The following is a 20,958-nucleotide window of genomic DNA, read 5'->3' on the forward strand; positions in this document are numbered from 1 at the left end:
TAGGGCCGCCGGGATGTAATTTGCGGCCATGGAGCAGGAGAGTCTCCTGGGCCTCTTCCGCCGCTATCCCTCCCTGCTGATGCTCTGCGTGGCGACGGCGATCATCATGCTCGGCCAGGGCGTGACGAGCCCCGTGCTTCCCCTGTACGCGCGCTCCTTCGGCGTGAGCGCCGCGACCGTCGGCCTCACGATCGCCGCCTTCGGCCTGGCGCGGCTCTTCCTGAACATTCCCGTAGGTCTCGCGTCCGACCGCTTCGGCCGCAGGCTGGTGCTGATCGGCGGCCCGCTGGTGGTCGCTGCCGGGTCCTTCCTCTCCGCGACCGCCGGCGATATCTGGCAGCTCTTGCTCTGGCGTTTCCTGGCCGGCGCAGGTTCCGCGATGTACATGACCGGCGCCGCCGCCTATCTCACGGACATTGCCGACCCGGGGAACCGGGCGCGCATGATGGGACTCAACCAGGGCAGCCTCTTGTTTGGCACCAGCCTCGGGCCGGCCGTCGGAGGCCTCGTGGCGGAGTTCACGGACTTCCGCGCGCCGTTCATCGTGGTCGGCGGCCTCTCTGGCCTGTGCGCCGTGTGGGCCTTCCGGTCGGTGCCGGAGTCGCACGGCATCGAGCGCCGCTCGGCGTTGCCGGAGGGCCGGGCGTCGCGCGGCTGGCTACGCGACACGATCGCTCTCGGCACGAACCTGCCCTTCTTCCTGATCAGCATGGTCACGCTCGGCACTTTCATGACCAGGACGGGCGGCAGGCAGACGATCCTGCCCCTGCTCGGCGCCGACCGCTTCGACCTCTCGCCCGGCAGTCTCGGCGCGCTCTTTACCCTGATGAGCTTCCTGAACCTGGCCGCCGTACCTTTCGCGGGCACACTGGCCGACCGCTGGGGCCGCAAGGCCGTCATCGTCCCCGCCTCGGCCATGACCTGCGCCTCGCTCGTCATGTTCGCCCTCGCCGGGGACGTAGCCTTCCTGGTGCTCGCCTCCGTCGTGCAGGGTGTCGGCACAGGGTTCGCCGGCCCGGCGCCGGCGGCGTACGCGGCCGACATTGCCCCGCAGGCCTCGCGCGGCTTCGCCATGGGCCTCTACCGGACCTACGGCGACCTCGGCTTCGTGGTAGGTCCGCCGGTGATGGGATGGATCGCCGACGCTTCCAGCTATGCCGGCTCCCTGTACTTCAACACCGCCCTGGTGGCGGTGAGCGCCGCCGCCTTTGGCTTGTGGGCGCCCGAGACCGTCCGCGGCGGACGGCGCGTGTGGGCCGCCGAGGTCGAGGCATCGAAGGCGAGCATCGACATCGCGTCCTGAGCAGGGCGCGGGAAAGGCGCAGCGGGGCATCCTTCACGCCCCGTCTTTCGGAGCCGGTCGGGGCCGCGACCCCGGTGGAGCTGGCTACGTGAGGTGCTGGCGGAAGAAGGCCAGGGTGCGCGCCCAGGCGTCGCGGGCGGCGTCGGCGTTATAGATCTGCGGCGCCTCGTCGTTGAAGAAGCCGTGCGCCGCCCCCGGGTAGACGTGGTACTCGAACGATTTCCCGGCGCTGCGCATGGCCTCCGCGAGAGCGGGAGCGTTCCCCGTGATGCGCGTGTCCAGCTCGGCGTAGATGCCGAGCACAGGCGCCTTTACCGACTTCGCCTCCTCGAGTTGGTTGGGCGAGCTGCCGTAGAAGATGACGGCCGCGTCCGGCGCCTCGGAGTGGGCAGCGAACCGGTAGGAGAGGCCGCCGCCCATGCAGAAGCCCACCACCCCGAGCTTGCCGCTGCACTGCGGCAGCCCTTTCAGGTACTTCGCGCTCGCCCTGAGGTCGTGCAGGGCGCTGTCCCAGGCCAGGGAGCGCGCCAACTGCATCGCCCTGTCCGGCTCCGTCGTGGTCTGGCCGTGGTAGAGGTCAGGCGCGAGGGCCACGAAGCCTTCGGCGGCGAACCGCTCCGCCACGTTCTTGATGTGCGGCACGAGCCCCCACCACTCCTGGATAACGATGACGCCCGGGAAGCGGCCCTCGGCGTCGGGCCGGGCCAAGTAGCCGCTGACGTCCGTGCTCTCGTTCGGGAAAGTAACCATCTCGCCCTTGACCGAGTAAGCCATGCTCCACCTCCGATTCGTCGCTCAGGGTCCGGGGTAGCCAGACTTTAGCGCAGCGGCCGACTCTCCGGAAGCCGCACCGGGCTTCGTCGCCGCCGTATGCTACGATCCTGGCGTCGGGCCTGTAGCTCAGCGGCAGAGCGGCCGGCTCATAACCGGTTGGTCGCAGGTTCGAATCCTGCCGGGCCCACCACTCCAGTGCAGCCGAGACTGAATTCCCGTCCTCCCTGGGCCGACAATCACTAAATGTCTTCGCTCCTGTACGCGATCGCGTCACTGCGGCATCGGCTGCCGCGATCGCCGGCCTTGATGGCACCTGTCGCAGTCAGCTTGCTGCTGCTGACCACCTGGGCGCTGCTGGCCGCGGCCGCCATCGGGCCCCTGCCCGCTATTGGCCTCGCGGGGGCGCTCGGTTTCGGCCTCTTCGCCGCCTGGCTCGGCTTCGCCGGCAGCACCCGGCGGGCCGCGGCCAAAGCCGACGGCGGCCTGCGGAGCCAACTCACCCAGGAAAACAGGGTCAACAGGCGCCTGGCCCTCTACGACAGGGTCAGCGGCCTCTACAACCGCTGGTACCTGGAGCTTCGCCTGCAGGAGGAGTACCTGCGCTGCGCCCGCTACGGGCTCTCGATGGCGGTCGTCTGCATGAAGCTGGGCGAGCTGCGGCTGACCGAGATGTCGAACGACTCCTGGGGCGGCCTAGCCTCCGAACTTGGCCGGGCGATGGCGAAGAGCGTGCGCGCGGTCGACATCACCGCCGCGCTCGGACCCCTGGAGTTCGCGATCTGCCTCGTGCACTGTGACCGGACGGGCGCGGAGAGCGCCATCGCCCGCGTGCTCCAGAGTCTGGACGGCCGCCCCGCGAAGGTCGGGCTTGCTGTCTACCCCGAGGACGACTGCGACGGCAAAGCCCTGATCGAGCTCGCGCGCCGGCGGGCCGTCGACATCGACGTCCTCGGCGCGGCCCACCCCGAGGCCGCCTGAGGTTAGATCGCTACCGGCCAGCGCCCGCTGCGCCGCTTGAAGAGTTCGCGCGCACCCAGGATCTTCGCCTGCACGCGCTCCACACCCTCGCGCCGGTCGCCTTCGGAGACGCTGAGGCTGATCGACAGCGGCTCGCCGGGGTGCGTCTCCCGCAGGACACGCCACAGTTCGCCAAGTTCGGCCTGCAGGTCGTCGTTGAGCCGGCGGGCGGCCCGCAGCTGGTCCTCGAGCTCGGCTTGGAGCGAGGCCGCGCGCGCGAGCTCGCGCTCCAGGCGCTGCCTGTCCGCCTCGCTATAGGCGAGCGACGCCTCGGCGGCCGCGCGGGCGACGCGCTCGGTCTCGAGCTCGGCCCGGAGCGCGTCCGTCACCGTGGCCGCCTCGTGCGGGACAGCGGGCAGACCCGCCCCCTCGCCCGGGGCTGCCTGGGCCTCGATCGCGCGCAGGCGCATCAGCAGGCGTCTGCGGGCGGCAAGGGCCCACTTGCGTGAGCGCATAGCGGCGGCCAGGCGCTCCTCGAGGGTGTGCTTGTCAGCGAGAGCCGTCTCCAGCATCTCGATGGCGCGGTCGCGCTCCGACTGCAGCCGGTCGACGGCGGCGCCCAACTCCTGGACGGCCTCCCGCGACCCCAGCCGCAACTCGACGGCAAAGCGGGCCGCCGGCGGTGCGGCGGCTGATTGCGGAGATGCGGGGTCTGAGTGGAGTTCGTTTTCGAGCCAGGCGGCGAGGTGGCGCAGGATCTCTTCGAGCGGGAGTTGCGGCGTCAAGAAGCGTGCCCCCCAGGGGTCAGGAGTCTCCTTAATAAGTTTCGGCCGCAGGCGGGCGTTCTAGCGGGCTATATCCAGAATTCCGTCACACTCCGCGGGTCGTCGGGGAGGCGTCCCTTGAACCGCCGGCCCTTCGGCGTGACCACGAAGGTGGCGCCTCGCACGTCCGGCTGCAGGCGCGCCTCGGCGAGTCCCAGGCCGACCAGGCGGCTCATCGCCTCGTCGGCATCAGGCGTGACCGCCCAGTGCCGTGACTCCAACTCGGAACGAAGGGCCTCCAAGGTCGCGCTTTCGAACCGCAGCAGGTAGGCGAGCGCCACCTGCTCCGCGGGCCGCAACTCGAAGCTCTCGCCCGAAGGCGGCCGCCGGAAGAGGCGCCCGAAGTAGTCACGCAGGCCCATGTAGCGAGGCTAGCAGAGGCGACGGCGGATTGTTAGATGGCGAGCCGCTAGACTGGCTGACGGTGTACTCGTACGAGCGGCGCAGCAGTATAAGCCCCCTGTTCATCGCCGTCCCGGCCGTCATCCTGCTGTTTCTCGGCGTCTTCCAGAGCGTCCGCGGCCTGCCTGCCATCGAGGCGACCACGACCCTCGCGCCCCAGGCGACGGTCGGGTCCGTCAGCCCGCTGCCTCTCCCGGCGACCGGCGCCTCGATAGTCTCCGTCACCGGCCTCGGCACGCTGGCGGCAAGCGGTGCGCCTGCGCCGCGGCCCATCGCCAGTATCACTAAGGTGATGACGGCCTGGGTGATCCTGAAGTACCACCCGCTCCGTCCGGGCGAGCCCGGCCCGACCATTACGACGACAGCCGCCGACGCCTCGCGCTACCTGCAGATGCTGGCCCAGGACCAATCGGTGCTGCCAGTCGCTGCCGGCATGAGCTTCACACAGCTTGAGCTCCTGCAGGGCCTTCTGGTCCCCTCCGCGAACAACTTCGCCGAGATCCTTGCGGTCTGGGACGCGGGGTCGGTCCAGGCATTCGTCCAGAAGATGAACGCGGAGGCCCGCGCTCTCGGCATGGCCAGCACTACTTACGCGGACCCCAGCGGCTTCTCCTCTGGCTCCGTGAGCACGCCCCAGGACCAGCTTGTCCTCGCGCGCGCGGCGATGCAAAACCCGGTGTTCGCCCAGATCGTGGCCATGCCCAGCGTGCGGCTCCCCGGCATCGGCCTCGTGAACGCCGTCAACCAGCTCATCGGCCAGGACGGCGTGGTCGGCATCAAGACCGGCTTCACCGAGGAGGCTGGCGGTAACCTGCTCTTCGTCGCGCGCCGCCAGGTCGGCGGCCAACAGGTCGAGGTAATCGGCGCCGTCATGGGCCAGGCGGACCGGCCCGCCGCCTTCGAGGCGACACGCCGCATACTTGCGGCCCTCGGCCAGGGCCTGCAGTTTGCGCGCGTCGTCGCCTCAGGGCAGCCGGTGGCGACCCTGGACCCAGAGTGGTCAGGTCCCGTGGACGTGGTCGTCGCGGAGGACGTCCAGATGCTCCTGTGGCCCGGCATGACGCTCGAGGCCTCGGTCGAACTCAACCAGGTCCGGGGTGGCATGAGGGCCGGCACTGAAGTGGGCACTCTCGTCCTGCGCCTGGGTGAGCAGGAGCGCCGCGTGCCCTTGACCCTGGCAAGGGACCTGCCAAAAGCGGGCGTCCTCTGGCGCCTCACACGCACTTAGCCGCCGGTCCAGCTCAACCGCGCCGGCTCGTCCCACGAAGACATCTGCAGCCGCCACAGCTCGCGCGACTCGCGCGCGCCTCCCGCGAGCTGCAGTTCGAGCGAAAGATTCGATAGCGTCGGCGGCGGCTCATCCCCGTAGGGGATGAGCGCGTCGTTGAAGGTCAACGTCAGCGTCTGCGGCGCCTCTCCGGCCTCAAACGCCAGGGGCTGCGGCGGGTAGCGGAACCTCCCTCCCGCGACGGCGCGGTCCCACCGGCTCCGCCGGAACTCTCGCCGCCCGATCCGCCACACGAGAAAGGCGTCCTCGACGAGCAGGGGCCGCGAAGCCGAGGCCGCGAAGTGCACGTCCGCGTGCAGCGCCGCGAAGCCACGCGTCTGCGGCACGATTACGCACTCCCGCTGCTCGAAGCGCAGCCTGAGCCGCGCGTTGCTGAAACCAGGAAGGCGCATCTGGCTAGAAGCGTAACCGGATGGATGCCTCGGCGTCAGGCCCTTCGCTGCAACACGCGCGCGGCAAGGCGCCATCACTCATCGGCCGGCGCACGCTGGCCCTCAAGCGGCGAAAACGCTATTGTGCGCCCGGATTCCCGGGACGGGGCTTCAGACTTGAGGAGGACCTGAATGGCGGCTCGACTTGACGGCAGGGTTGCAATCGTTACCGGGGCTTCGCGCGGCATCGGCCGGGCGGTGGCCCTGGAGCTGGCCAACGTGGGCGCCAAGGTTGTCGTGAATTACGCCCAGGCGAAGGACATGGCCGAGGGCCTCGTCGAGGAGATCAAGAAGGGCGGCGGCGAAGCCATCGCCATCCAGGCCGATGTGTCGAAGTTCGAGGAGTGCAAGAAGCTCGTCGACCAGTCGCTCGCGGCCTACGGACAGGTCGACATCCTGATCAACAACGCCGGCATCAACCGCGACCGCACCATCCAGCGCATGTCGCCGGAGGAATGGCACGCCGTCATCGAGACCGACCTGAGCAGCGCCTTCTACATGACCAACCTGCTTGCCGGCCACATGCGGGAGCGCAACTTCGGCCGCATCGTCAACATGTCGAGTATCATCGGCCAGTCCGGCAACATCGGGCAGGCGAACTACGCCGCGGCCAAGGCGGGCCTGATCGCCTTCTCGAAGTCCGCGGCCCTGGAGCTCGCCCGGTTCAATATCACCGTCAACGCCATGTGTCCGGGCTTCGTCGAGACCGATATGGTCACCGCCCTCAACGACGACATCAAAGCCGCGCTCCTCGCCAAGATCCCTCTTGGCCGCTTCGGCAGGCCGGAGGAGGTCGCCACTTTCGTCCGCTACATCGTCACCGAGGGCGACTGGATCACCGGCCAGCAGCTCAACCCCAACGGCGGCCAGTACATGTAGGGCCGCTTGGGCATCCGGCATGAGCTGGCGAGAAGGCGAGCTTTCAATCGAAGGCGAGACCTTCCACTATTACCGCCGTGGGTCCGGTGCGCCGGTCTTGCTGGCTCACGGCTTCGGCGATAACGGCAGGTGTTGGACACGGGTCGCCGAGGCCCTCGAGGCCGAGTTCGAGCTCATCGCATACGATGCCCGTGGTCATGGCCTCTCTGGCGGTGACGCGAACCCGAACGCCGCGGGAGACCTCGCCAGTGTCGTCAGGGCGCTGGAACTCGAGCGTCCGGCGCTGATCGGGCACTCCATGGGCGCCTCCGCTGTCGCCCGCGCGGCCGCGAAGGCGCCCGGCGCATTCGCCTGCGCCATCCTGGAGGACCCGGGTTGGCGCTCCCCTGACAGGGCAGGGGCGCCCAGGCCGCCAAGGCCGGACTACGCCGCCATGAGCGTCGACGAGATCGAGAGGGCCGGCCGCGAGCGCAATCCCGGGTGGCACGATGTCGAGTTCCGCGACTGGGCGGAATCGAAGAAACAGCTTCGGGCAACGGGCTTGCCTCCGACCAGCCCGGAAGCGTGGAGAGACGACGTCCGCGGCCTCGAGGGCCTGCCGGTCTTGCTGGTCACCGGTGACAATGCGCTCGGCGCTATCGTGACACCAGAGACCGCGGCCGAGGCACAGCGCCTCTGCTCGACGCTCGATGTGGTGCGGCTTTCCGCGGGCCACAACATCCGTCGCGAGGCCTTCGGGCCGTTCGTCGAAGCCGTACGAGCATTCCTGCGCAGGCACTGCCGCGCCCCGTAGTCCCTCTTCGATTACAGCCCCTGCGGTCGCGGCCCGCTACGCCCAATGCGGTGTGCGCGGCCGTCTGACACCCGAGACCTACGTCACCTCCGGCAACTCCAGGGGCGGATAGAAGGGAATGCCCTTCTGCAACTCCTGCTGAAACGTGGTGCCGTAGTCCTGCTCGATGTTGCCCAGGTTCCAGGCCTGGCGTTTGAAATTCCAGTTGTCCGGCTTGATCTCGTGCGCGCGCTTGAACTGCGCGACCGCCTCCTCGCGCCGCCCCGCGGCGTTCAGGTACATCCCGAGCCGGAAGTGGGCCATCGCCCGCGCGTTGTCGGCGTCGGGTGAGCCGACGCGACGGCTCGTCTCCTCCGGCGGTGTTACGAAGATGCTCGCCGGGCCCTTCGCCACCCAGTCGCGCACCGCGTTCAAGTAGCGCTCGTTCCTTGTCGTCTCCCCGGTCTCACGATTGCGGCGGAGCAAGTAGACGGGGTCGTTCGCGCGCACGATCTTGCCCTGCTCATCGATCCAGAAGCAGGCGGGGACGTTCTTGGTGTTGTAAAGCGCTGCGACCTTGAACAGCTTGTCGATGAGCGCAGGGTGCTTCGGCTGGGCGGCGTCGATGAACTGCTGGCCTGCCTCTGCCCCTTTGCTGTCCTCGTCGACCGTGATGACCTCGAAGTTGCGGTCCTTGAGTTCTTCCCGCAGTTCCTGCCAGACCGGCAGGTCAAAGCGGCAGCTTCACCATGAGCTCCAGAGGAGCAGCAAGACCTTCCGGCCGCGGAACGCCGAGAGTGTATACTCCCGCCCGTCGTAGCCGGGGAGAGTGAAGTCCGGCGCCTCCAGAGAGAGGATCTGACTCCTTAGCTCCTCGGGCGATTCTCCGAAGGCCCAGATGCTGCCGCTTTCGTCGCTGGCATACGGCTGTCCGATGTAGTCCGCGAACGCCCGGAAGTCGACATAAGTCCGCCCGGCGTCCTGCCGCACGAACTCGGGCTCGCGTCCGGGTGGGACCGGAATGCACATTTCGTCGCGGCAGAGGCCCTCCGGCTTGAGCTCCCAGCCGGTCGCGGCGTGGAGTGTCTCCGCCGGCAGCCAGAGGCGCGCCCCTTCGACCGCGGCTTCCGCTTCCTCTCGCACGCTCTCGCCGTAGATTATGGTCGCTGCCATTTCTGCCTCCTGGCCCATGAGATTACCGTGAAAGCCCGCGAGGCGCACGGTGAGGCCATGCGCTGCCCGATCTGGAACGCCCCGCGGACCGGATCAGATCGATGGTGGATACCGCCCGCGGCCAGCACGTGATGGAATAGGACAGTGGGGCCTGACTCCGAGCCTGTTCACCTGCAGGACCCGTGGACCGAAGCCGAAGCGCGAGCCGGGGACGAAGGCGCGCGGAGGCCGTGGCACGCCCTGACAGCGGCGGAGGTGCTCTCCGTCCTGGGCGTCTCGCCGGGGGCCGGCCTGAGCGCCGCCGAAGCCGCCCGCCGGTTGCGTGACCTGGGGCCAAACCTGGCGCCTGCCGCCAGGGGCCGGCCGGCGACCCTCCTCCTTCTCGCCCAGTTCCGGTCCATCCTCGTGTACGTGCTCCTCGTCGCCGGCGCCGTCTCCCTCGCCCTGGGCGACACCTTCGAAGCAGCGGCGATCGGGGCGATCGTCCTCCTCAACGCCATGCTCGGTTTCGCCCAGGAATATCGCTCGCAGAGGGCCCTCGAGGCCTTGCGCTCGATGGTCGCGCCCGAGGCGACCGTCCTTCGCGACGGCCGCCCGGCGCGGATGCCGGCGGCGGGCATTGTGCCCGGGGACATCGTCCTGCTCGAGAGCGGGGACATCGTGCCGGCCGACGGCCGGATCATCGAGGCCGCATCGCTCCAGGTCAGCGAAGCGCTGCTCACCGGCGAGTCGACACCGGTCGACAAAGGCCCAGACCCCGTTGGGCTGGACGCTGTCCTCGCGGACCGCACCTCCATGGTCTTTCAGGGCACGGTCGTGACCTCCGGGCGCGGCGCCTGCGTCGTAGTCAGCACGGGCTCGCAGACCGAGATGGGCCGCATAGCCGGCCTGATCGCCGCCCCGAAGGAGGAGATGACGCCCCTGCAGCAGCGGCTCGAAGGGGTCGGCCACTTTCTGCTGTTCGGGGCTCTGCTGCTGTGCGTACTCGTCTTCGTCATCGGGGTGGCCCGCGGCATCGACGCCGGCGAGATGTTCCTCACCGCCACCAGCCTGGCCGTCGCCGCAATCCCCGAGGGGTTGCCAGCAGCCACCACCCTCGTGCTGGCCATCGGCGTCCAGCGGATGGCGAGCCAGAACGCCATCGTCCGGCGCCTCTCGAGCGTCGAGACGCTCGGTTCGGTGACCGTCATCTTCACGGACAAGACGGGCACGCTTACTGAGAACCGCATGACTGTCGAGCGGCTCTGGACGCCTGACGGCCGGGAGGAGGCGCTGCTCGCGGCCGTCCTCTGCAACAACGCCCGGCTGGGAGGGGACGGCGAACCCGAAATCGGCGACCCGACCGAAATTGCCTTGCTCGCCTTCGCGCTGAAGTCCGGGCTCGATCCCGAGGCGGCGCGGCGGGACCACCCGCGTCTGTCGGAAATCCCTTTCGATTCGAGCCGAGCGCGCATGACCGTGACAGTGGGCGGGCCCGACGGCCGCCGCGCCGCTTACATGAAGGGTGCGCCTGAGGTCGTCCTCCCGTTGTGCGACATTTCCCCCGCAGGCGCTGAGGAAGAAGCGGCGCGGATGGCGTCCGATGGCCTGCGCGTGCTCGCGCTCGCTCGCCGGGACGTGACGCAAAAGGATGACCCTGACATCGAGCGCGGTATGCGTCTGGTCGGCCTCGCCGGGCTCTGGGACCCCTTGCGTCCGGAGGCCCCGGCAGCGCTACGTCAGGCCGCGGCCGCCGGCGTCAGGGTCGTCATGCTCACAGGCGACCATCCGGCAACGGCGCGGGCGATCGCCGCCCGCCTCGGGCTCGAGGGAGATGTCCTTACCGGTCGCGAGATCGAGGCCCTGGACCCGGACGAGCTACGCGTCAGGGCCGCGGGCGCGACCGTCTTTGCCCGCGTCACGAGCGAGCACAAGTTGCGCATCGTCGAGGCCGCGCGCCGAGGCGGGGAGGTCACCGCGATGACCGGCGACGGCGTGAACGACGCCCCGGCGCTGCGCGCAGCGGATATCGGCATCGCCATGGGCCTCGGCGGCACCGACGTCGCGCGGGAGGCGGCGGACATGGTCCTGGTCGATAACCGCTTCGCGACCATCGTGGAGGCGATGCGCCAGGGGCGGGCGATCTACGCCAACATCCAGCGCTTCGTCCACTTCCTGCTCTCCTGCAACCTCGCCGAAGTGGCGGTCATCTTCATCGCCTTGCTCGTCTGGTCGGCTTCGCCCCTGACGCCGCTTCAAATACTGTTCGTCAACCTGCTCACGGACGGCCTGCCTGCGCTCGCCCTGGGCCTGGAGCCGGTCGACCCGATGACCATGACCCGGCCGCCGCGCCGGCCAGGCGCGGGCATCATCTCGAAGCGGTCCCTGATGCCGATTGTCGGCGTCGGCGGCGTGGTTGCCGCCTGCACCCTTGTTGGCTACGCCCTCGGGCGAGAATGGGGCGGCGCCGCCCTGGGCAGGGACATGGCTCTGGCCACCTTGGTGGGCGCGCATCTCGCCGTAGCGTTCGTCTTCAGGAACGAGTCCCGCCCATTCTTCGCCCTGCGGGCAAACCACTGGCTGACGGCCGCGGTGGCGTCCTCTGCCCTGCTGCTCGTCGGCCTCTACGAGGCGCCATTCCTGAGCGAGAGGCTGGATGTCCACTCCCTGGCGTGGAAGCACATGGCTGTTGTCGCCGCCCTCTCGCTGGCCCCGTTAGCCGTCGGCGAGGCCGCGAAAGTATCGGGCGTCCTCCGCCGCGCCGGCCTGCTGCCGGAGGGCGTCTGAGCGTTCACGCTGCCGGCTGCCTGGCCTCGGGCTGGCTGCGAGATGTCCTCTGTTCCCGGCCCGCCGCTACGCGGGCCAGCGCCCGCGAGCGTTCGGCGGCGCGGCGCTCCGCCAGTCCGGTAGCCGTGCGGCCGCACTGGAGGCAGACGTACGCCGCGACTCCCATTTCGTCCACTTCCAGGATGAGGTCTCCCCGACAGCGGGCACAGGCTCGGAGCAAGAGGGGCTTCAGCATGGCAGCCTCCAATCCCGTTCGCCGGCGCTTGCCCCAGAGGGGTGAGCGCTTCGGTCTTGCCAGGTCAGGTTAGTCTCGCGTGCCGGCTTGTCGCAGGTGCCGGACAGACTCAAGCCCGTGGGCCATTTATCGCCGGGTAGATGGCCATGCGGCCCGGTGCGCCGCCGCGCGCCCCTTAGCCTTAATCCCTTGTTCACATCCTTCTATGGGATTTAGGGTGTTCTCTAGACGGCGGCCGTGCCCAAATGGATCCGGCCTATGCTCGACGCCCCCCGCACCGCCAGCTCCCCGCCCCAAATCCCCTCTGGCCCTGCCTGGCTCCCCGGCCGATTCGTCGGTCCCCTGGTCGTCGCCGCCTGGCTCTTAGGCGCCGCCCTTCGGGCGGCTTACGTCCTCCCGGCCGGCTTCCCCCTGAATGATGGGGGCCTCTTTTACGCCATGGCGGAGGACTTGCGTGAAAATGCCTTTCGCCTTCCCGAAGTCACCTCCTACAACCAGGCAGGCATCCCCTTCGTCTACCCGCCTCTCGGTTTCTACGTCGCCGCGGCCATCGACTCCGTCACTCCCTTCACCCTGATCGATGCTTTCCGTTTCGTCCCCCTGGCGGCGACGTGTCTCACGCTGCCGGCGTTCTGGTTGCTCGCCCGCCGCTTTCTGAGCCCTGACCTCGCCCTCGTGGCTGCCAGCTTCGCGTTTGCGCTCGTGCCGCGGAGTTACATCTGGCTGCTTATGGGCGGCGGCCTGACCCGTTCGCTCGGGCTCCTTTTCGCCATCCTCGCCCTGCACCAGGTCCACAGGTTGTACACGTCGCGCGGCCGCGTTGCTCTGCCGCTGGCCGCGCTCTTCGCCGCCCTGACGGTGCTGAGCCACCTGGAGACAGCCTGGTTCCTGGCCTTCAGCACCGCGCTGATGCTCGTCGCCTTCGGACGCAACCGGCGGGCGTTCGCCAGTTCGCTTCTCCTGGCCGGCGCCGTCGCGACGCTCACGTCACCGTGGTGGCTGACCGTGCTTTTCCATCACGGCTTCGCGCCGTTGCTTGCCGCGTCCAGCACCGGCGGGTCCTTCTTCTCCGATGGGGACACGCGGGCCCACCTCCTGCTGTCGCTCGCTCGCGTGGCGTCCACCAGCGAGCCCCTGTTCCCGGTCATAGCCGTCCTGGGCCTGCTCGGCGCCATCACCTCACTCGTGCGCGGCTTCTGGTTTCTGCCCGCCTGGTGGGTCGCTATCGTGCTCCTGGACGCCCGCGCCTTCCCAACCTTTACGACGGTCCCGGTCGCGATTCTGGCCGGCGTGGGAGTGAGGGAGGTCCTGGTCCCCGCCGTGCAGGCGGCGGCAAGGGATGCTGGCGCGGGCCGCGCCCTCGCCGCGCCCGTCGTGCTGGTCGCCGTCCTTCTTTACGCGGGCGTGGCATCGCTGCAGCGCAGCCCCCACGCCGGCGGCGAGGCTGCCTTCCTTCAGGCGCTCGACGGCGCCGAGCTTGAGGCCTTTCGCTGGGTGGAGAACGAGACCCCGCGCGGCAGCCGCTTTCTGATCGTCCCCGACACCAGCTGGGAGACCGCCAGCACAAGCGAGTGGTTCCCCATGCTCGCCGGGCGAGTGAGCGTGGCGACCGTGCAGGGCACCGAGTGGCTGCCCGGCGGCGTCTTCCAGTCGCGGGTGAAAGCGTATTACGAAGCCCTCGAGTGCGGCTACAGGACGTCAGCCTGCCTGCAGACCTGGATGCAGGAGACGGGCCTCTTCTTCACCCACGTCTACCTGCGCAAGTGGGACGGCGAAGGCCGCTGCTGCGACACCCTCGTCGAGTCCCTCCTTGGCGATCCGCACTATGCCCTCGTGTATGACGGCCCCGGCGCGATGATCTTCGAGTCGCTGGCCGACCGGCCGGCCGTCACCAAGGACCCGTCCGGCAGCGACCTGTCCGCCGGCCCGTAGGGCCGCACGGACCTTCCACCCCAGGATCTTTCGCCTCCGGACTTCCATCCGCAATCTGGCCGAAGAGGCACTGGCTCCCGCGATCATTGTTGACTTTGTTACTCATCTTCATCCACAATCTGTGTGACCGGCGCTTGACATGCCCTTTCCGCAAGTAAACACTTTGCTTATTCGTTCACTGGAGCCCACACATGACCACTAACGGTTCCCAGAGCAGACGCCATCCCAAGGTGCCGGAGGTCATCAAGCCGGGCTTCATCCTGCCCGTGAGCTTCGAGGAGATCGACGAGTTCGAGCAGCGGGCGAAGAAGTTCCGGATCGGCGACGAGGACCCAGAGGAGTTCCGGCTGTTCCGCCTGTCGCGGGGCACTTACGGCCAGCGGCAGGAAAACGAGCAGATGATACGCATCAAGCTGCCGTCGGGCGGCGTCACGGCCGACCAGTTCGACGCGCTCGCCGAGGTCTCGGAGAAGTATTCCGACTTCCACCGCGGCCACATCACCACCCGCCAGAACTTCCAGTTCCACTTCGTCGACCTCCTGGACGCGCCCGAGGTCATGCGCATCATTGGCCGCGCCGGCCTCACCACGCGCGAGGCCTGCGCCCACACCGTGCGCAACGTCACCGGCTGCGCCTTCGCCGGCGTCTGCCCGGACGAAGTCTTCGATGCAACACCCTACCTAACGGCCTACGCGCGTAACATGCTGCGCAACCCCATCTGCCAGCGCCTGCCGCGCAAGTTCAAGACCGCCTTCTCCTCCTGCCCCAGCGACTGTGCCGGCACGCCGTTCCACGACCTGGGCTTCCAGGCGATGATCCGCGACGGCGTCAAGGGATTTCAGATCCGCGTCGGCGGCGGCACCTCGACCATGCCCCGTCAGGCCGACGTCGTCTGGGACTTCGCCACCGCCGACGACGGCGAGTACATCCGCGTCTCCGAGGCCATCCTGCGCGTCTTCGACCGCGAGGGCGACATGCCGGGCCTGCTGCGCAAGAACATGAACAAGGCGCGCATCAAGTTCCTCCTGCACAAGATCGGCGCGGACGCATTCCGGGCAAAGGTCCTCGAAGAGCTGAAGCAGGACTGGGCGAGCGAGCCCTACGACATGGAAGCGCTGATGGAGATGGCGCCCGAAGGCCCCTCCGACGGCCCCATCCCCGAGGACGACGGCCGCGAGGCGCCGGGCTTCGAACGCTGGCTGGCTGAGAACGTGCGGCCCCAGAAGCAGGAAGGCTTCCGCGCGGTCACTGTAACCGTGCCGATGGGCAACATCAGCACCTTCCAGTTCCGCGCCCTGGCGAACATAATGCGCCGCTTCTCCGGCGGCAACGCTCGGACGAACCAGAACCAGAACCTGGTCCTACGCTGGGTGCATGAGGCCGCGCTCCGGCCCCTGTACAAGGAACTGCGCGCCATCGGCCTGGGCGAGGCGGGCGCCGAGACCGTCACCGACGTCGTGGCCTGCCCCGGCGCCGATAGCTGCAAGCTGGCGATCACGTCATCGAACCAGGCCGGCTACAGCATGCGCGAGGCGATGATCGCCTTCGACTACCAGGACCCGGAGGTCCGGAAGGTCAGCGTCAAGATCAGCGGCTGCCCCAACGGCTGCGGCCAGCACCACCTGGCGGGAATTGGCCTCCAGGGCTCTTCCTACAAGGCCGGCCCCTTCGAGGTGCCCTGCTACGACATTCTGGTCGGTGGCGTCGGCTACAAGGGCGCCGGGCGCTTCGCCCAGCGCGTCACCCGCGTGCTGGCGAAGAAGGCCCACCTGGCGATCGACCGCATCTTCCAGGTCTACCAGGCGGAGCGGCTGAGCCCGAGCGAGAGCTTCGTGGCCTTCGTAGACCGCGTCGGCCACAAGTACTTCGAGCCGCACCTCGAGGAGTTCAAGTGGGTCGGCGACGTCAACACCGAGCCGGAGATGTACTCGGACTGGGGGTCAACAGAGCTCTTCCAGGTCATCCGCGGCGAAGGCGAGTGTGCCGCCGGCGAAGTGCCGGTGGACCGCCTGGCATCTCTTGCGGCCGGCGGCAGCGCCGGCACCCCGGCAGACTAGGCACGAGCCCAGTGGAGAAGACAGCGGGGCCACACGGCCCCGCTGTCTTTGCGTCCGTGGTACGACTGTTCAGGTCCGTGCCAGCGGGTAAACGGGCGGCTGCTCGAAGTCGATGAGCGCTTCGCAGGCCTCGTCGCCCCACTTGCTCTCGCTCAGGATGCTGTCCGTCGCGAAGATACCCATCGCCTCATACCAGCCCTGCCGGCGATGCCAGGAGCCGCAAGCCGTGACGCCTCGCCAGTTGTTGCGCTCAATCCGCTGGAAGACTGGACATTTGCGGACGGCGACCCGCAGACAGTCCTCCGACAGCCGCTCGACGCTCCCTGCCTCCTCGTCCGGCAGGTAGAGCTTGAAGGCCGCGGCCACCAGGTCGGCCGCCGTGGCCGGGGACACGGGGCGTGTCACGCCGGCCGCGGCCATCAAGTGCTCCATGTCCCTCCTGCCACGCTCGCGCTCTTGGCGCAGGAAGGCCTCGTTAGCATCCTGCCACCGTCCGCGATGAGCCAGGTCGGTGGCCCAGGACGTCGGCTCTACAAGCTGGAACTCGCGCCGCAGCGTTTCGACCTCGTCGCGCGGTAGTGATTCGATTAGCGCCTGCATTCTCGTCCTCCTCACAGCCTCGGGCCGTGGCGGAACGCGGCTCAGGCGACTACGGCCTCCTTCTTATCACTGCGGGCGGCGATCGGCGTGTACGTCCGGCCGTGCGTGCCCGTGTAGACCTGGGTTGGCCGGAAGATCCGGTTGTCCTCCAGCTGCTCCAGCCAGTGCGCCAGCCAGCCGACGACGCGCGCGATGGCAAAGAGAGGCGTAAAGAGGTCCTTCTCGATGCCCAGCGTCTCGTAGACGCAACCAGAGTAGAAGTCGACGTTGGGGTAGATGCCGCGGTCGCCGAGGCGCTCCGTCAGCACGCGCTCCAGTTCGAGGGCAATCGGGTAGTGGGGGTTAACGCCGTGCCGCGCGTAGCGCTCCTCCGCCAGCTTCTGAAGGATGATCGCGCGCGGGTCCTTGACGTGGTACACGCGGTGGCCGAAACCCATGATCTTCTCGCCCGCGTCCAGCATCTTCCGGACTTCCGCCTCGACCGCTTCCGGGCTGCCGATGCGGTCAAGCAGCGTGAGCACGCGCTCGTTGGCGCCGCCGTGCAGGGGCCCCATGAGGGCGCCCACCGCCGACGACACGACCGAGTACGGGTCGGCCAGGGTCGACCCGACGACCCGTGCCGTGAACGTCGAGGCGTTCATCGTGTGGTCCATGTGCAGGATGAGGGCTGTCTCCAGGAGTCTGACGTCCTCGGGGTCGGGTTCCTCGTCCCGCAGCATGTACAGGAAGTTCGCCACGTGGCCCAGGTCGTCACGCGGGCGGACCGGATCGTCGCCCTTCCTGATCCGGTCGATCGCCGCCACGATGGTCGGGAACTTAGCGATGAGCCGGATTACGGACCAGTAGCGCTCCGGCGCGTTCTGCGCGTCCCGTCCCGGGTAAAAGGCCCCCAGGGCGGCCGCCGCCGACTGCAAAGCTTCCATGGGATGGACCGTGTCCGGCAGGGTCTTCAAGAGGTCCGTTATGCGGAACTTGATCCGCCGGTGGTGGCGCAAGTCGTAGTCGAAGCGCTCCAGTTGCCCCGTGGTCGGCAGGTCGCCGAAGAGCAGCAAGTAGGCAACCTCTTCGAAGGTCGCCTCCCTGGCGAGCTCTTCGATTCGGATGCCGCGGAACTCCAGGATCCCCTTCTCGCCGTCGATGAAGCTGATCGACGACTTTGCGGCGGGGACACCGCTCAAGCCAGGCACGTACTCTACTGTCATCGTTACCCCTTTCTCTTCCGCCGAAGGCCTGAAGCAGCGGCCCGGGGCTTCTCCCCCGCCGGCGCTGCTTCGTCCGATTTCCTAGTTCGTCCCGCTTCGCGTCTGTCTTTGCGCGCCCAGGCTCTCAGGCCATGGCTCGCACTGGCGGCGAGCGGCAAGTGTTCTTCGCCGGCGGGCTTCTCTGCTGGCGCCTGAGGCGCCTTAATGCCCCATCAGCGGCCCTTCCTTCGGCGGCCCTCCGCGGTCTCGAACGTCTTTACGCCCTAAAGCTATTCCCGATCCGAGCCACGCGGTCAGGGCCATTGAGTCCGACTTTCGGGGCCAATCCGCATGTCCGGACGGCCCGTCCCGCGTGCTTGCTTGTGCCGACGGCGCCCCATCGTTACCGTGCGACTTGTCGATGAAAGCCCATCCCTTGCACGAGACCGTCAGCCGCGCCCGCGACCTTTCCGAAGCCGACCGCCGCGCGCTGCGCGCCGATCTCCGCGCCGGCCTCCTGGGCGACGTCCGCACCGAGCGGGCTTACCGGCTCCTCTACGCCACCGATGCGTCCATCTACCAGATGGAGCCAGCCGCCGTTGTCTTCCCGGACAACGCCGAGGACGTCCGTCACGTCGTCGAGGTCGCCGCCAGGGCGGGGGTGCCCATCCTTCCTCGGGGCGGCGGCACCAGCCTCGCCGGGCAGGCCGTGAACCACGCCATCGTCCTCGACTTCACGCCGCGGATGCGCCGCGTGCTCGAAGTCAACCGCGACGAGGGCTGGGCGCTGGTAGAACCCGGCGTTGTCCTCGCGGAGCTGAACAGGGCAGTGGCGCCCTACGGCCTCCACTATCCCATCGACCCCTCCACCGCGAACCGCGCCACCATCGGCGGCGGCATCGGGAACAATTCTTGCGGTGCCCACTCCGTCATCTACGGCAAGACCAGCGACCAGGTCCTCTCGCTGGACCTCTTGCTGGTCGACGGCTCGCGCGTCACCTGGGGGCAAGAGCCGCCCGCGAATGCGGGTGGCCTGGAGGGCCGCATCCTCGCGGAGCTCGCCCGCATCGGCCGGGAGCAGCGCGAAGAAGTCGAGCGCCGCTTCCCGAAAATCATGCGCCGCGTTTCCGGCTACAACCTCGACGCGATTACGGGCAGCGGGCCGCCCGACCTGCCCCATCTCATCGTCGGCTCCGAGGGCACTCTTGCCGTGATCACGGCGGCGAAGGTGAAGCTCGCGCCCTTGCCCGCCGCGAGGGCCCTCGCCGCCGTCCACTTCGAGACGATCGAGCAGGCAGCGGAAGCGACGCTTGCGGCCCTCGAGCACGGCCCCGCGGCCGTGGAGTTGGTGGACGATGTCATCATCCGCCGCTGTCGTGCCCACTCGTCCCTCTGGCGCCTCGCTGGCTACGTGCAGGGAGACCCGGGCGCCGTCCTCCTGATCGAGTTTTTCGGGTCGAGCGAGGCCGAAGCCCTGTCCCGCGCCGGGTCGATGAGCGCGGCTTTCGAGAAGCGGCGCCTGGGCTACGCGACCGTCATCACGACAGACCCGGCCCGCCAGCGCGACATGTGGCGCATGCGTGAGGCCGGCCTCGGGCTGATCATGAGCGTGCGCGGCGACGCCAAACCGGTCGCGTTCGTAGAAGACACGGCGGTGGCGCCGGAGAAGCTGCCTGCCTTCGTGCAGCGTTTCAAGGAGATCGTCGCCGGCCACGGGCTCGAGGCCGCCTACTACGGCCACGCGAGCGTGGGCTGCCTTCACATCCGCCCCATGGTGGACCTCAAGACACGGGAAGGCCTCGCCGTCGCGGAGGCGGTTGCGACCGAGGTCGCGGACCTCGTCCTCGAGTTCGGCGGCAGCCTCAGCGGCGAGCACGGTGACGGCATCGTCCGCGGCGTATTCACGGAGCGCATGTTCGGGCCGCGCCTGACCGAGGCCTTCCGCGAGCTCAAGCGCGCCTTCGACCCCCGGGGGATCCTCAACCCGGGCAAGATAGTGGACACCCCGGGCTTCTCCGAGAACCTGCGGGTCGGCCCTGCCCTGAGGCCCTGGGAGCCCGCCACCTACCTCGACTTCAGCGCCGAAGGCGGCATCGCCCGGGCGGCCGAGCAGTGCAACGGCCAGGGCGCCTGCCGAAAGCTCGATGGGACCATGTGCCCCTCCTACATGGTCACGCTTGACGAGGAGCACTCCACGCGCGGCAGGGCCAACCTCCTGCGTCTTGCCATGTCCGGCGTCCTTCCGCCCTCGGAACTCACGGGCGACGCCATCCACGAGGCGCTGGACCTCTGCGTCGAGTGCAAGGCCTGCCGCGCCGAGTGCCCGTCCGGTGTCGACCTGGCGAAGCTGAAGTACGAGGTCCTGGCGCAGCGCCTGCGGGCGCGAGGAGTGCCGCTCCGGTCGCGGCTCTTCGCCGAAATCGCGGCCCTCAGCGCTGCTGCGAGCCGAGTCGCCCCGCTGGCGAACGCCCTCGCGCGCTTGCGCCCCGGACGCCTCCTGCTCCACCGCCTTCTGGGCATCCACAGCGCCAGGCCGCTGCCGCGATTCGCCCCGCGCCGCTTCGAGGCAGCGCTACGACGCTATCGCCGCACCGCGCCGCCGGCCACCGGCGTCCGCGGCGACGTCGTGCTCTTTGTCGACACCTTCACGCGCTACTTCCATCCGGAAGCCGGGATCGCGGCCGTCCGCCTGCTGGAGGCCGTCGGCTACCGCGCGGTCGTCGCGGAGGGCGTCGGATGCTGCGGCCGGCCTGCCATTTCGAAGGGCCTCTTGCCTCGCGCGGGGCGCATGGCGAGGCGCAACGTCGATTTGCTCGCGCCCTACGTGGAGCGCGGCCTGAGCGTGGTGGGCATCGAGCCGTCCTGCCTGCTGACCTTCCGTGACGAGTACCCAGACCTCCTACGCGACGACGCGTCGCGGCTGCTCGCGTCCAGGGCCATGCTGGTCGATGAGCTGCTCATGAAGGCCGCCGAAGGAGGACCGTCCCTGCGCGCTCTCTTCGCCGGCGCGGGCGAGGTGCTCCTGCACACCCACTGCCACCAGAAGGCCGGTCCGGGCTCCGAGGCCACGCTGGGCGCCCTGCGTCTCGCCGGCTACGATGCCCGTCTCATTGACTCCGGCTGCTGCGGCATGGCCGGCTCCTTCGGCTTCGAAGCCGAACACTATGAGGTCTCTCGCGCCATGGGCGCCTATCGACTATTCCCCGTCCTCGAGGCGGCTGCGCCGGACGCCCAGGTGGCGGTTACCGGCGTTTCCTGCCGCCAGCAGGTCTCCCACTTCACCTCCCGCCGGCCGCGCCATGCCGTCGAGCTCCTCGCGGATGCTCTTGCCCCCCGGCATCCCCCGGCCTGAAGCTTACTCGCCGGGCCTGAGCCATCTCGTGG

17 protein-coding genes and 1 tRNA gene are annotated in these 20,958 nt (G+C 68.8%); 10 read left to right on the forward strand and 8 right to left on the reverse strand.

Features of this window, described 5'->3' with window-relative positions; all coding sequences use genetic code 11:
• The first annotated feature begins 28 nt into the window (after positions 1–28).
• Positions 29–1,303: an MFS transporter gene (locus VNN10_09900; GenBank protein HXH22333.1), complete on the forward strand. Its 1,275-nt coding sequence runs from the start codon at positions 29–31 to the stop codon at positions 1,301–1,303.
• An 84-nt stretch (positions 1,304–1,387) separates the two neighbouring features.
• On the opposite strand, the gene VNN10_09905 is transcribed toward VNN10_09900, so the two are convergent.
• Positions 1,388–2,077 (reverse strand): dienelactone hydrolase family protein, encoded by a 690-nt coding sequence (locus VNN10_09905; protein ID HXH22334.1) that lies wholly within the window; start codon positions 2,075–2,077, stop codon positions 1,388–1,390.
• A gap of 115 nt (positions 2,078–2,192) precedes the next feature.
• Here VNN10_09905 and VNN10_09910 point away from each other — a divergent pair.
• Together VNN10_09910 and VNN10_09915 are read left to right on the forward strand one after the other, a co-directional pair.
• Positions 2,193–2,267: transfer RNA gene (locus tag VNN10_09910), tRNA-Ile, on the forward strand.
• Positions 2,268–2,383: 116 nt separating this feature from the next.
• On the forward strand, positions 2,384–3,055 hold the full coding sequence (locus tag VNN10_09915) for a diguanylate cyclase (protein ID HXH22335.1): 672 nt from the start codon (positions 2,384–2,386) through the stop codon (positions 3,053–3,055).
• A 2-nt stretch (positions 3,056–3,057) separates the two neighbouring features.
• Here the strand turns inward: VNN10_09915 and VNN10_09920 are convergent, their stop codons facing one another.
• Positions 3,058–3,819, reverse strand: a complete 762-nt coding sequence (locus VNN10_09920) for a hypothetical protein (protein ID HXH22336.1) — start codon at positions 3,817–3,819, stop codon at positions 3,058–3,060.
• Between the two features lie 68 nt (positions 3,820–3,887).
• Complete coding sequence (locus VNN10_09925) at positions 3,888–4,220, reverse strand: hypothetical protein (protein ID HXH22337.1); 333 nt, start codon at positions 4,218–4,220, stop codon at positions 3,888–3,890.
• 62 nt (positions 4,221–4,282) lie between these two features.
• On the opposite strand from VNN10_09925, the gene VNN10_09930 reads away from it, so the two are divergent.
• On the forward strand, positions 4,283–5,488 hold the full coding sequence (locus tag VNN10_09930) for a D-alanyl-D-alanine carboxypeptidase (GenBank protein HXH22338.1): 1,206 nt from the start codon (positions 4,283–4,285) through the stop codon (positions 5,486–5,488).
• Here the strand turns inward: VNN10_09930 and VNN10_09935 are convergent.
• Complete coding sequence (locus tag VNN10_09935) at positions 5,485–5,940, reverse strand: hypothetical protein (protein HXH22339.1); 456 nt, start codon at positions 5,938–5,940, stop codon at positions 5,485–5,487. The two genes, VNN10_09930 and VNN10_09935, sit on opposite strands and share 4 nt — an antisense overlap.
• A gap of 171 nt (positions 5,941–6,111) precedes the next feature.
• Here VNN10_09935 and VNN10_09940 point away from each other — a divergent pair, with 171 nt between their 5' ends.
• Complete coding sequence (locus tag VNN10_09940) at positions 6,112–6,858, forward strand: 3-oxoacyl-ACP reductase family protein (protein HXH22340.1); 747 nt, start codon at positions 6,112–6,114, stop codon at positions 6,856–6,858.
• Between the two features lie 19 nt (positions 6,859–6,877).
• On the forward strand, positions 6,878–7,651 hold the full coding sequence (locus VNN10_09945; GenBank protein HXH22341.1) for an alpha/beta hydrolase: 774 nt from the start codon (positions 6,878–6,880) through the stop codon (positions 7,649–7,651).
• A gap of 78 nt (positions 7,652–7,729) precedes the next feature.
• Here the strand turns inward: VNN10_09945 and VNN10_09950 are convergent, their stop codons facing one another.
• Entirely contained in the window at positions 7,730–8,803 is a 1,074-nt protein-coding gene (locus VNN10_09950; protein HXH22342.1) for a redoxin domain-containing protein, read from the reverse strand.
• 144 nt (positions 8,804–8,947) lie between these two features.
• Here VNN10_09950 and VNN10_09955 point away from each other — a divergent pair, with 144 nt between their 5' ends.
• Entirely contained in the window at positions 8,948–11,569 is a 2,622-nt protein-coding gene (locus tag VNN10_09955; GenBank protein ID HXH22343.1) for a cation-translocating P-type ATPase, read from the forward strand.
• A 4-nt stretch (positions 11,570–11,573) separates the two neighbouring features.
• Here the strand turns inward: VNN10_09955 and VNN10_09960 are convergent, their stop codons facing one another.
• Positions 11,574–11,804 carry a hypothetical protein gene (locus tag VNN10_09960; protein HXH22344.1) on the reverse strand — a complete coding sequence of 77 codons (231 nt, stop codon included), beginning with the start codon at positions 11,802–11,804 and terminating at the stop codon, positions 11,574–11,576.
• A 258-nt stretch (positions 11,805–12,062) separates the two neighbouring features.
• On the opposite strand from VNN10_09960, the gene VNN10_09965 reads away from it, so the two are divergent.
• On the forward strand, positions 12,063–13,736 hold the full coding sequence (locus VNN10_09965) for a hypothetical protein (protein ID HXH22345.1): 1,674 nt from the start codon (positions 12,063–12,065) through the stop codon (positions 13,734–13,736).
• Positions 13,737–13,927: 191 nt separating this feature from the next.
• Positions 13,928–15,793 (forward strand): nitrite/sulfite reductase, encoded by a 1,866-nt coding sequence (locus VNN10_09970; protein ID HXH22346.1) that lies wholly within the window; start codon positions 13,928–13,930, stop codon positions 15,791–15,793.
• A 69-nt stretch (positions 15,794–15,862) separates the two neighbouring features.
• Here VNN10_09970 and VNN10_09975 read toward each other — a convergent pair whose 3' ends face one another.
• Positions 15,863–16,393 (reverse strand): hypothetical protein, encoded by a 531-nt coding sequence (locus VNN10_09975; GenBank protein ID HXH22347.1) that lies wholly within the window; start codon positions 16,391–16,393, stop codon positions 15,863–15,865.
• A gap of 41 nt (positions 16,394–16,434) precedes the next feature.
• A complete protein-coding gene (locus VNN10_09980) occupies positions 16,435–17,595 on the reverse strand; it encodes a citrate synthase (GenBank protein ID HXH22348.1) in 1,161 nt (386 codons plus the stop codon).
• A 400-nt stretch (positions 17,596–17,995) separates the two neighbouring features.
• Between VNN10_09980 and VNN10_09985 the strand changes: the two genes are divergently transcribed.
• Complete coding sequence (locus VNN10_09985) at positions 17,996–20,926, forward strand: FAD-linked oxidase C-terminal domain-containing protein (GenBank protein HXH22349.1); 2,931 nt, start codon at positions 17,996–17,998, stop codon at positions 20,924–20,926.
• Positions 20,927–20,958 lie beyond the last annotated feature (32 nt).

Source organism: Dehalococcoidia bacterium, assembly GCA_035574915.1.
Taxonomy (GTDB): domain Bacteria; phylum Chloroflexota; class Dehalococcoidia; order DSTF01; family WHTK01; genus DATLYJ01.

Bases quoted from the DNA above. Each gene is read 5' to 3' on its own strand.
- VNN10_09900 (HXH22333.1), top strand. From the start codon at position 29: ATGGAGCAGGAGAGTCTCCTGGGCCTCTTCCGCCGCTATCCCTCCCTG.
- VNN10_09905 (HXH22334.1), bottom strand. From the start codon at position 2,077: ATGGCTTACTCGGTCAAGGGCGAGATGGTTACTTTCCCGAACGAGAGC.
- VNN10_09915 (HXH22335.1), top strand. From the start codon at position 2,384: ATGGCACCTGTCGCAGTCAGCTTGCTGCTGCTGACCACCTGGGCGCTG.
- VNN10_09925 (HXH22337.1), bottom strand. From the start codon at position 4,220: ATGGGCCTGCGTGACTACTTCGGGCGCCTCTTCCGGCGGCCGCCTTCG.
- VNN10_09935 (HXH22339.1), bottom strand. From the start codon at position 5,940: ATGCGCCTTCCTGGTTTCAGCAACGCGCGGCTCAGGCTGCGCTTCGAG.
- VNN10_09940 (HXH22340.1), top strand. From the start codon at position 6,112: ATGGCGGCTCGACTTGACGGCAGGGTTGCAATCGTTACCGGGGCTTCG.
- VNN10_09945 (HXH22341.1), top strand. From the start codon at position 6,878: ATGAGCTGGCGAGAAGGCGAGCTTTCAATCGAAGGCGAGACCTTCCAC.
- VNN10_09960 (HXH22344.1), bottom strand. From the start codon at position 11,804: ATGCTGAAGCCCCTCTTGCTCCGAGCCTGTGCCCGCTGTCGGGGAGAC.
- VNN10_09965 (HXH22345.1), top strand. From the start codon at position 12,063: ATGCTCGACGCCCCCCGCACCGCCAGCTCCCCGCCCCAAATCCCCTCT.
- VNN10_09970 (HXH22346.1), top strand. From the start codon at position 13,928: ATGACCACTAACGGTTCCCAGAGCAGACGCCATCCCAAGGTGCCGGAG.
- VNN10_09975 (HXH22347.1), bottom strand. From the start codon at position 16,393: ATGCAGGCGCTAATCGAATCACTACCGCGCGACGAGGTCGAAACGCTG.
- VNN10_09980 (HXH22348.1), bottom strand. From the start codon at position 17,595: ATGACAGTAGAGTACGTGCCTGGCTTGAGCGGTGTCCCCGCCGCAAAG.
- VNN10_09985 (HXH22349.1), top strand. From the start codon at position 17,996: ATGAAAGCCCATCCCTTGCACGAGACCGTCAGCCGCGCCCGCGACCTT.